This is a genomic window from Pseudomonas sp. SDT291_1_S447, from assembly GCF_054070155.1.
This window is the reverse complement of sequence record NZ_JBSVXS010000154.1, coordinates 1-10,009: the sequence shown is the minus strand read 5'-3', so window position 1 is coordinate 10,009 and position 10,009 is coordinate 1. Positions and strand designations below refer to the sequence as shown.

11 protein-coding genes are annotated in these 10,009 nt (G+C 58.5%); 2 read left to right on the top strand and 9 right to left on the bottom strand.

Going from position 1 to position 10,009, the window contains the following annotated elements; genetic code table 11:
• Positions 1-50 precede the first annotated feature (50 nt).
• The 9 genes from ACW9IR_RS26675 to ACW9IR_RS26635 all read right to left on the bottom strand — a co-directional run bounded on the left by ACW9IR_RS26675 (position 51) and on the right by ACW9IR_RS26635 (position 8,379).
• On the bottom strand, positions 51-1,355 hold the full coding sequence (locus ACW9IR_RS26675; RefSeq protein WP_150708582.1) for a transporter: 1,305 nt from the start codon (positions 1,353-1,355) through the stop codon (positions 51-53).
• Between the two features lie 45 nt (positions 1,356-1,400).
• On the bottom strand, positions 1,401-2,150 hold the full coding sequence (locus ACW9IR_RS26670) for a hypothetical protein (protein ID WP_102900991.1): 750 nt from the start codon (positions 2,148-2,150) through the stop codon (positions 1,401-1,403).
• 44 nt (positions 2,151-2,194) lie between these two features.
• Positions 2,195-2,875 (bottom strand): C39 family peptidase, encoded by a 681-nt coding sequence (locus tag ACW9IR_RS26665; RefSeq protein ID WP_102900992.1) that lies wholly within the window; start codon positions 2,873-2,875, stop codon positions 2,195-2,197.
• Between the two features lie 63 nt (positions 2,876-2,938).
• Entirely contained in the window at positions 2,939-3,943 is a 1,005-nt protein-coding gene (locus ACW9IR_RS26660; protein ID WP_102900993.1) for a heme utilization protein, read from the bottom strand.
• A gap of 73 nt (positions 3,944-4,016) precedes the next feature.
• Complete coding sequence (locus tag ACW9IR_RS26655; RefSeq protein ID WP_102900995.1) at positions 4,017-4,592, bottom strand: adhesin; 576 nt, start codon at positions 4,590-4,592, stop codon at positions 4,017-4,019.
• Between the two features lies 1 nt (position 4,593).
• Entirely contained in the window at positions 4,594-5,046 is a 453-nt protein-coding gene (locus ACW9IR_RS26650) for a hypothetical protein (RefSeq protein ID WP_102900996.1), read from the bottom strand.
• Positions 5,047-5,403: 357 nt separating this feature from the next.
• Positions 5,404-5,928, bottom strand: coding sequence for an AAA family ATPase (locus ACW9IR_RS26645; protein WP_102900998.1), 525 nt, complete (start codon positions 5,926-5,928; stop codon positions 5,404-5,406).
• Complete coding sequence (pnuC, locus tag ACW9IR_RS26640) at positions 5,925-6,488, bottom strand: nicotinamide riboside transporter PnuC (RefSeq protein WP_457465618.1); 564 nt, start codon at positions 6,486-6,488, stop codon at positions 5,925-5,927. The genes ACW9IR_RS26645 and pnuC overlap by 4 nt, the downstream gene beginning before the upstream one ends.
• Before the next feature lie 256 nt (positions 6,489-6,744).
• Positions 6,745-8,379 carry a methyl-accepting chemotaxis protein gene (locus tag ACW9IR_RS26635; RefSeq protein ID WP_457465616.1) on the bottom strand — a complete coding sequence of 545 codons (1,635 nt, stop codon included), beginning with the start codon at positions 8,377-8,379 and terminating at the stop codon, positions 6,745-6,747.
• 304 nt (positions 8,380-8,683) lie between these two features.
• Here ACW9IR_RS26635 and ACW9IR_RS26630 point away from each other — a divergent pair, with 304 nt between their 5' ends.
• Positions 8,684-9,514 carry an undecaprenyl-diphosphate phosphatase gene (locus ACW9IR_RS26630; protein ID WP_212621991.1) on the top strand — a complete coding sequence of 277 codons (831 nt, stop codon included), beginning with the start codon at positions 8,684-8,686 and terminating at the stop codon, positions 9,512-9,514.
• Positions 9,511-9,942 (top strand): DUF1294 domain-containing protein, encoded by a 432-nt coding sequence (locus ACW9IR_RS26625; protein ID WP_457465613.1) that lies wholly within the window; start codon positions 9,511-9,513, stop codon positions 9,940-9,942. Before ACW9IR_RS26630 ends, ACW9IR_RS26625 begins: the two co-directional genes overlap by 4 nt.
• Positions 9,943-10,009: the final 67 nt, after the last annotated feature.

Below are 10,009 nucleotides of genomic sequence, written 5' to 3'. Positions count from 1 at the left end.
TTGGGTAATCCCTGTAGGAGCTGCCGAAGGCTGCGATCTTTTGCTTTTGCTTAGAAGTAGTACGGGAATTTCAGGCTGAAGGAAAAGTCCGGGGCATCGTCGGTCATGCCGATGGACAGGTTGGGCACAATGGTCAGGTTGTCGGTGGCCGCAATGGTCATGCCGACGTTGAAGTAACCGGCGTTGGCGTCGCTGGACACCACCGACTCCCAATCCCCACCATCCTGTTTCAACTTGCTCTTGCGTTGCACCAGGTCAGACACCGAGAACGACATACTCATCTTCTCGTTCAGCGCAAACGCAATACCGGCGCCGATCTGGAAGCTGTCGCCGATCTTTACCTTGCCCGGGTTTTTCTGGTTGACCGTCGAGCTGATGTCGTCGAACGACTCCTCCAGGTTGTGGGTGTAGGACAAGCTGCCGAACAGCACCGCCGGGTCGAACGTCTTGACCAGCGAAATGCCCGGCGTGATCGACCAGACGCCGTTGCCGGTGGGCAGGGTGTCAGGCACAAACAGATTGGAGTTGGCATCGGTCTGGCGCAGTTTGATCCCGAACGGATCCTTGCCGGTTGGCGCCTTGACCCGCAGGGTGACCACCGCGTCCGGCGTATTGACCGACTCGTCGAGGAACTTGTAAGCGATGCCGAAGTTGACGTCGCCAATGGTGGGATCCTTGGTGACGGTTTCTTCTGTAGTGACACCCGCCGCGCCCTCATTGCCGCCACCCGACTGATAAGTCGATTCGCGATACACCACGGGCACGTTCAGATCGAACTGCCAGCGGTTGTCGAAGTTGTAGCGGCCCGTCAGGTCGAGGGTCCAGGTGTCGGCCTTGATCCGGTCGAGGTTGATGTTGCCGAGAAAGATCGAGTCGAGCGCCAGGAAGCCATTGAGAATCAGCTGACGGGTGTCATAGCGCGAATAGGTGATGCCGGTTTCGACGCTGAACTTGCCGCCGCCGAAGAAGCCGCTGGCCTCGTCGTACAGGTTGGAAACGCTCTGCGCCGGTTGTGAATCGTCAGCCAGCGATTGCCCGTAAGAAGCGCCACTGCCCCCGGCGGCGCCTCCTGATGCGGCTGCCGCACCGGTGCCGGTGGCGACGCGGTTGCCTTTCATGTCCGACGGCGATTTTGCCAGCCGTTTTGGTTGTGGGGCGGCGGGTTGTTCTTCAACCTGGCGGACTCGTTGTTCGAGAACCGCCAGGGCCTTTTGTTGCACTTCGTATCGTTGTTTCAGCTCCAGAAGTTCCTGTTTCAGGGCCGCTACATCTGCATCCGGTGCTGCTTGCAGCATCGCCGCAGGGAGAAGAGTGCTCAAACACACTGCGGCGCGCAGTGATACTGATCGATACATGAATAAGCCGTCCCTTTAAGCCCAATGATCGAGACTCAGCGTAGTTCAATATCCAATACTGCGTAGGGCCCCGAGTTGAGTCAGGTTGCAATCCAGTGCACCGGCGCTTCTGCCGTTATTATTGAGTACGACGTTAAGTTGAGTCAGGTTGTTGACCACATTGGCACTGCCGAGCAGACGGGTGTTCTGCAGCAGACCGCTCGAAGCTACCTGTTGCAGCGCCGTACCTTGATTGCCACTGGCTTGAATCGCCATTTGCACGCCACCCGTACCGGTTGCCGACACCGCGACATTGCCGGCGGCATTGCTGCCGGAAATGGTCTGGCCGGCCATCAGGGCCTGGCCCTGTACGGGGGCGAGTGCTGGCGCCTGATTGGCTTCCTTGACGTTGATGGCGACATTGTTGTTCGCCGTGTTGCCGTCACCCGCCGCGCGTACGCTCTGGGTCACGCCCGACGATGAGTTAAGGCCGGCACCGCCGATAATCGATCCGGTGCCCAGTTCCGGCGTATTGCCGTTGCCCATCTCCTTGATGGTCGAAACGTAGAATTCTGGTTTGATTGTGGCCTGTTGCACCTGCATGGATGCAGACGCCCCGATCAGATCTCCGCTGGCGTTGCGCCAGGTACTGCTCATGACAATGCCGAAGCTGATAATTCGCCCCGGCATGACATACCGACCACGCAGCTCGGCGAGCTCCTGGTCCTTGATTTCTATGGGTTTGAATCCTGCATTGGCATAGCCTGACGCACTCGCTGCCAGGCAGGCGGCGGCCAGCCAGTATGAGGTTTTCATCTGCTGCTCCCGGGACATCCAGTCCCATTTTCTATAATCGGCGATTAAAAGAAGTCGCTCTGAATGAACCCGAAATCCATCAATTCAGCATCTTTGACCGGGTTGAAACCGTCGAGTGTGTTCTTGGCCGTCAAGGGCACCGGAGGGCTGCGCAAGGCGTTGGCCTTGTCATATCCGGGACCGACGATCGCGAAGACAATGCCGTTCCAACCTTTGACAAAGTCATCATGTTTGTAGCGTTTATGGCCGAGAACCGGGTCTCCGATGTAAACCCAATCCTTGTCCGAACGCTGCAACACGACGAAATGCTTGTAGCCGCGAATTTCCATCAGTACCACCACCGGGATGGTTACCGCTTCGAGCTTTTCCGGTGGAATCTTGTAACCCCTGGCGCGCATGCCGATGCTTTCTATGTAGCGCTTCATGTCGAGCATGGAAAACCCTTGAGTACGAACAAGGTCCTGGTCAGCGTTGACCAGCATGCCTTTGATGATGTGCTCCTCATCGACGTCGAGCCAATAGGCCTGGCGTAATACCGTTGCCAGTGCAGCGGCGCCGCAGCTGAAATCGGTTTTCTGTTCGACGATGTCGGCAAACTTGCGCTCACGGATGCTCTGCACGTTTTTGTAGACGAGCGTGCCACCCGGCAGGGCAGCGACGGGCATCTGACCGGCCTGAGTCAGGCCACAGACGAAAAGCAGAGTGAAGAGGGCAGTCTTACGCATGATCGATACGCCTTTGCGGACTGAGGAAAAGCCCCGTTTCCGGGGCTTTCGTTTCGATCGCGATTACAGGCAGGCTCTGCAGCCAGCAGCGATGGACAGCGAGTTGCTTTGTTGGTTGCCCACACCAGACGAGACGTTGGCTCCGCCGTTGCCGGAGAAGTTGTTCATCGAGTTGGTCATGTTGGCATTGTTGACGACAGGGGCTTTCCAGCCATCTTTGGTCATCACTTGTTGGGTGGTTACGCCAGCGAGGCCAAAAGTACCGACGGCTTCGAATTTGGCTTTCTGGTCATCGTTGCCACCGTGGCCGCCGCCACGATTGCCATAACCGCCGTGGTGGTCATCATCTTCGATGGTTGCAGTGCCTTTGGCTTTGAACACGCCAGCGGCCGCGTAGGTGCCGGTGAGGGTGTCGGTTTTGTAGGTCTGCACGCCTTTGTTGTCTACAACCAGGCCGGTGGAGGACTGATTGGCGGCTGCGGCGGCAGTGGCTACACGGCCACCGGATACGGCGATCGCCAGGTTGTTTTTCTGCTGGTTGAAGTTGCCGGCAGTGACGTTGATGCCGATGTTGCCGGAACCATTGTTGCCTGCATTGTTGAGCGTGGCGTTATTGAAGGTGGACGAGTTTTTCACGTAGTTGTTGTTGTTGACTTGAGTTGCACTCGAGGCAGCAACAGCTGTGCCGAAGATGAAGCTTTCGTCGGCAGTCGCCAGGGCGGCGGCGTTGTCTTGTTGGTTGCCGTCGCCGGCTGCTACGTTGGCGCCCATGTTGCCGTTGGAGCCATTGAGCGAGTCGCTGGCGTTGGCGTTGTTGAGGGTGCCCTGGTTTTTCACCACGTTGCCGTCACTGTTTTGTTCGTCGAGTACTGCAGCCCCGGCGCCGGCGGTGATTTGCAGAAGTTGTTCCAGGGAAGGGCCTTTAGGCTGGTTATTACCATGGCCGTTACCGTGCCCGTTGCCGTGGCCATTACCATGATCGTCATCACGACCGCCTGCCTGTGCTGCGATTGCCATCACTGCTGCAAGTGCGAAAACCAGTGGTTTGAGAGCCATTGTAGGTTTCATGGTGTTTCTCCATCGTGCTTATTAGTTGGTTAAGTGTTGGTACTTTCTAATTGCACTGCTTTTGTTGTTTGGGTCAGTCAGCGACCCGGATGCTCAGGGTGTTAGCCATTCGGTTCCCCACCCCGGCACTCTGGTTCACCTGGATTACCCCGCGGCTGCCGGTGAAGGCCTGATCACTTGTCGTGACCTGGCGACTGCCGGGTGAGGTACCAGTTGCTCCTGAGCTCGGTAAAAGCGCCACGTTCTGTTGCGAAAGGGCACTGTCGTCAACGCTCTGCGGGGCAGCACTGATGCTGACGCGCGTGACGTTGGCCATCTGGTTGTTGGCCCCGGCGCCCTGGTTCACACCGAGGATGCCGTTGCCATTACTGAAAGAGGTGCCGCCAATGGATGCGCTGGCGTCGATGGAGCGCGAGGCCGGTGTGTCGATTTTCTGCATGACGCTGGTACTGGCGTGGGATTCGGTGCCGATTGCCACTGCCTTGACGTTGGTCTGTTGCATTTGATCGCCAGCCGCCTGGTTGACGTTGAAGTTGCCGCGGTACTGCACCCCGGAATCTTGAATGTTGGCCTTGTTCACTGAACCAGGATCAGCAGCCATGGCAGTGGTGCAACCGAGCAGGGCAAGCAGAAGGAGTGAACGATTCATTTCATTGGCCTCCGGCCATGCGGGTCAGAGGGGCAAGGCCGGAACTCATGGCGCGGTTGATCGTGCCGGAAATCGCACCGCCGGAACCGCCGCCGTGTCCTGCGCTCATGCCGGGCATGCCGTTGGGATTGGTGACGGTATTGAGGCCCGGCAGATTGGCGCCGGCCTGGACATTGTTGACGGTGCGGAACGCGCTGCCGCTGGCGACACCGGCGAAGTCGCCGTCGCTCAATTCGGTGCTGTTCATGGTGGAGTTGATGCGTGCGGACGGGTTGGCATTGACGGTGGTCGGGTAGGGGTCTTTGCCACCGTTGCGACCGATCGGAATAGGCTGAACATCGCGGTTGAGGACGATCACGCCGTTGCCTTCCGCCTGCACGTTGAAGCTGATCAGCGTACTGGCTGCTGATCCGATCAGCAGAAGGCAGGTCAAACCTTTTTGGATATTCCCCACGGCTGCAATTCCTTCTTCAGTGGGCTGGCCCTAGTCAGCGTTGTGAAGGAGAGAGCGAAAGCTGTGCCGCTTTTTAAATGTTTTTGAGTTTCAATGAGTTGGCAAATAAACACGCACAGCTGAAACACAAGCTGTTTCAGCGTTGAAACACCGACCGGCGCGCTGAGCTGTCTATTGGCTGAACAAAGCTCTGGAACAAGGGTTTGCGACGATGTGTTTCAACCGCGTAACAACTCGGATGACAAAGTCGTGAACAGTGTTGAAACGGGCACTCTGCACGTCAACGAGTGTTTCAGAATCGGACACTTTGTCCCCAGAACAGGGGAAAGTGCCGGGGAAGGTGACCCATTGATCGGGTCACTCGGCCAGTAATTGCTCGACAGCGGCAAAGGCCTGCAGTTGGCGTTCGGCCCAATTGCCTTGAATGATCAGAAAGCGCTGATGGTGGTTTTCCAGCCAGTTCTGCGTGGACTGGTAAAACGCCAGACGCTCGTCCAGATCCGGTTGGCAGCGCTGACCGTCATCGGTCCAGTCGACCTGTTCCGGGGACAAAAGAAGGTGCAGGTCGTAATGCCGTGCCAACAGCTCGGTTTCCAGCCAGCCCGGACAGTCGGCAAACAGGGTATGGCTCCACAGCATGTTGCTCAGCAAATGGGTGTCGAGGATCAGCAGCGCAGGCTGTTGCGCCCGCGCTTCATCTTCCCATTGCAGTTGGCCCCGAGCGATATCAGGGATGTCCGCAAGGCACGTATCGCGGGGATTGAGTTCGATAAACCGACGCACGTATTCATCCACGCGCAAACCGCCAAAGCGTTGTTGCAGGCCCGCTGCCAGCCAGCTCTTGCCGGTGGATTCGGGCCCGGTCAGGACCACGACCTTCATGGGCGCAACGCCGGGTCGGCGCGCCATTCGCGATAGCCTTGCACCGCCAGCAGGGTAAACAGACCGTACAGCGCGGCGGTCAGGTACAACCCCTTATAGATGAACAAGCCGACAAAGATCACATCGAGCACAAACCACAACGCCCAGCATTGCAGCCGCTTCTGCGCCATCCACAGTTGCGCAACCAGGCTGAAACCGGTCAGCGCGGCATCGAGCCACGGTTGCGCGGCGTCGGTCCAGTGGGCCATGGCCGCGCCCAGCAAGACACTGCCGACGGCGCCCACGCTTAGGCCGAGCAACAACGAGCGGCGATCAAGGCGAGTGACCTCCCGGCCGTCATGCATCGTCCCGGCGCGGGTCCATTGCCACCAGCCATAGACTTGCAACGCGGCGTAGATCACTTGCAGCAACATGTCCGAGTACAGCTTCACTTCAAAGAAGATCCAGCTGTAGAGCAAGACCATGACCAGGCCGATCGGCCAGCACCACGGATTCTGTTTGACCGTCAGCCATACGGCGATCACACCGAGTGCGGCGGCAAACAGTTCGAGCCCGGACATGTAGGTTCCTTGGGGGAAATTGAGGAGGGGGCGGATTGTACTGCATTGGGCCAAACCCCTCACCCTAACCCTCTCCCGGAGGGAGAGGGGACTGACCGAGTTGGATGTTCGAGATACGCCGACCTGATCTTTCTGCGTTGAATCCATAATCGACTCGATTGTTCAGGTCGACGTATAGCTTGAGACACCTCGGTCAGCCCCCTCTCCCTCCGGGAGAGGGCTGGGGTGAGGGGTGGGCTCACCAGAGTTACACGGGTTAGACGCGGAACTGGCGCAGGAGGGCGTTGAGTTGTTCGCTCAATTGACCAAGGCGCAGGCTGGCGGCACTTGATTGCTCGGCAGCGATGGCCGTGCTGTGCGACAGGCCGGCCGCTTGAGTGACGTTCTGATTGATGTCCTCGACCACATGCGCCTGTTGCAACGTAGCGCTGGCAATCGACGCATTCAGGCCGTTGAGATTGCGCAACGCCTGGCCAATGGCATTCAGACTCGCCCCGGCCAGTCCCGCTTGCTCGATGGTCAATTGCGACGCTTTGCTGCTGTCGCCGATCACCTTCACGGCGGCTTCGGAATGGTTCTGCAAGCGTTCGATCATCGACTGGATTTCCGCAGTCGATTTCTGCGTCCGCTGCGCCAACAAGCGCACTTCGTCCGCCACCACGGCAAAGCCGCGACCTTGCTCACCGGCCCGGGCTGCTTCGATCGCGGCGTTGAGCGCGAGCAGGTTGGTCTGCTCGGCAATCGAGCGGATCACTTCCAATACGCTGCCGATCTGCGTGCTTTCGGTGGCCAGGGTGCGAATCACTTCAACCGCTTGATCAATGGTGCCGGACAGCTTGTCGATCTGCTGCAAGCTGCCATCGATGTTGATCTGGCCCTGTTGCGCCTGCGCTTCGGCATCGCGCATTTCGGCGGCGGCGTGCTCGGCGTTCTTCGCCACGTCCTGCACGCCATAGGTCACTTCGTTGATCGCCGTGGCCACCAGTTCCATCTGCTGCGATTGCTGCTGGCTGCGTTGCTGGGCCTGGGAGGCATCGTTGCCCAGTTCGCTCGACGATTGGCCGAGCGCACTGGCCGACACCTGCAGTTCACCGATCACCCGCCGCAGCTTGGCGGTAAAGGCGTTGAAGTGATGCGCGAGCTCGGTGACTTCATCCTTGCCGTGGGTATCGAGGCTGCGCGTCAGGTCGCTTTCGCCGCTGGCAATGTTGGCCATGGCGTTCACGGTTTCCTGCAGCGGGCGGACGATGCTGCGCGCGATCAGGATCACCAGCAGCGCCATGATCATGGCAATCGCCAAGCCGATGACCGAAGCCTTGATCATTTGGCCCTGGAATTCGGCCTGGACGTCGTCGACGTAAACCCCGGAGCCGAGTACCCAGCCCCACGGTTCGAACAGTTTGACGTAAGAAGTCTTGGCCACCGGCTCACTGGCGCCCGGTTTTGGCCAACGATAGTCGACCATGCCGGCGCCTTTGGCCTTGGCGATGGCAACCATTTCGTTGAACACCGCAAAACCGTCCGGATCGCGGATCGCCGAGAGGTTCTGGCCTTCCAGTTTCGGGTTGGTCGGGTGCATGACCATCACGGGCGTGAGGTCGTTGATCCAGAAATAATCGCTCTGGTCGTAACGCAAGCCACGAATCGCCGTCAGCGCCTGTTTCTGCGCGGCCTCTTTAGTCAGCGTGCCGGCGGTTGCGAGGTCGTGGTAATAGGTCAGCAGGCCGCTGGCGGTCTGCACCACGTGTTGGGTTTTCTGGGCTTTGGCATGGTAGAGATCGTCGTGGATCTGCTTGAGCATCAACACGCCCAAGGTCAGCAACATGACCACCGCCACAATCAAGATGAGCCACAAGCGTCGGCTGATCGACACACTGCGCAAGCTGTTCATAACGCTGTCACTCCGGATTCTTTTTCTTGTAATAAACGACCGCCAGCATCCAACCACGATTACGCGGGTGGGCATACGCGACCCAAGTCGTATAACGCGGCAGCGCTATTAAGGCTTGTCTGTTAGGATTTCGGCCCCGCGCGTGAAAACCTGAATCCAAATTGATATTTCACGGAATTTTGACCGTTTCGTGTGGATCCTGTGCGCGCGGAATCGGTACAGCCACAACCAGCTACGCTGATCGCAGTGAACGTAAAAAAATACTATCGGGGCATGCCAGCGCGCATCGCTCTTTGGGGGATTGATGGATCTTTGGACGGCCTTGCAGGCACTGATACTAGGAGTTGTAGAAGGGCTGACGGAGTTTTTGCCCATTTCCAGTACCGGACACCAGATCATTGTTGCCGACTTGCTCGAATTCGGCGGCGAACGGGCCATGGCGTTCAATATCATCATCCAGCTCGGCGCGATCCTCGCGGTGGTCTGGGAGTTTCGACGCAAGATTTTCGATGTGGTCATCGGTTTGCCGACCCAGCCGAGCGCACGTCGTTTCACCGCCAACCTGCTGATCGCGTTTCTGCCCGCGGTGGTGCTGGGCGTGATCTTTGCCGACCTGATCCACGAATACCTGTTCAACCCGATTACCGTCGCAGCCGCGCTGGTGGTGGGCGGCATCATCATGTTGTGGGCGGAGAAGCGTGAGCATGAAGTACATGCGGAAACGGTCGACGAGATCACCTGGAAAGACGCCTTGAAGGTCGGCTTCGCCCAGTGTCTGGCGATGATCCCCGGCACCTCGCGTTCCGGCTCGACGATCATTGGCGGCTTGCTGTTCGGCCTGTCGCGCAAGACCGCTACCGAGTTCTCGTTTTTTCTGGCCATGCCGACTATGGTCGGTGCAGCGGTTTACTCGGGCTACAAGTATCGCGACCTGTTTGTGCCAGCGGACTTCCCGGTGTTCGCCATCGGTTTCGTCACCGCGTTCATCTTCGCCATGATCGCCGTGCGCGGCTTGCTCAAGTTCATCGCCAGCCACAGCTATGCGGCGTTCGCCTGGTATCGGATTGTGTTTGGTCTGGTGATTCTGGCGACGTGGCAGTTTGGCTGGATCGATTGGGCGGCAGCCAAGCCATGAGTGATTCCCGCGCACGCCGGCCTGAAGGGCGACCTTCGGGCGGCAACCACATCCAGAACCTCAAGCTGAAACTGCTGGTTCTGCTGATCGTCTGCGCGTTGCCGCTGTTCGGCTCCGTTTCGATGTGGCTGCGCGGGATTTCGCTGGTGCCGCTGGCAGTCTATGGGGTTGTCAGCGTGCTGGCGTTCTTCATGTACTGGGCCGACAAGCGCAAGGCGCGCACCGATGCCTGGCGCACGCCGGAGAACATCCTGCATGCAGTGGAACTGGCTGGCGGCTGGCCGGGCGCGTTGATCGCCCAGCAGGTGTTCCGGCACAAGACGCGCAAGGTGTCGTTTCAGATTCTGTTCTGGGTGATTGTGGTGTTGCATCAGGTGTTCTGGATCGACCAGCTGTTTCTCGGCTCGAATCTGCTGGCGCTGTTCTGAATACACCGCAATTCCCTATGTAGGAGTGAGCCTGCTCGCGATAGCGGAGTGTCAGTCAAAGAAATTC